The organism is Shewanella sp. AS1 (assembly GCF_021412565.1).
Taxonomy (GTDB): domain Bacteria; phylum Pseudomonadota; class Gammaproteobacteria; order Enterobacterales; family Shewanellaceae; genus Shewanella.
Window position 1 is genome coordinate 1 of sequence record NZ_JAKCLJ010000064.1, and the last position, 291, is coordinate 291.

Consider the following 291-nt stretch of genomic DNA (forward strand, 5'->3'; position numbering starts at 1 on the left):
CCTGGAGCCAGCAGGCGGCGTGGGACACCGGCATTCAGCAGTTCTACTACGACCGCAACTCGTTCCAGTACAAGAACATCATCTGGCGGCCGCAGTTCTGGCCGTTCGTGCTGACGGACGTGAACGCGAAGTGGCAGGTAACTAAGTACAACTTCTCGTATCCGCGCATCGGTGGAGTGGACCCCTTCGAGACGCTGACCGACGAACAGCTGGCAGACATGACGGATACCCTGAACACGTCCGCCAATATCTACAACCTGGCGACCGGCAATAACATCAGCTTCGTCACCG

1 protein-coding gene is annotated in these 291 nt (G+C 58.1%); it reads left to right on the forward strand.

Translation table 11 applies throughout. The features are described from left to right. Positions 1-291: hypothetical protein (locus LZP69_RS16075; protein ID WP_234201705.1), on the forward strand; the 291-nt coding region annotated here is incomplete at both ends.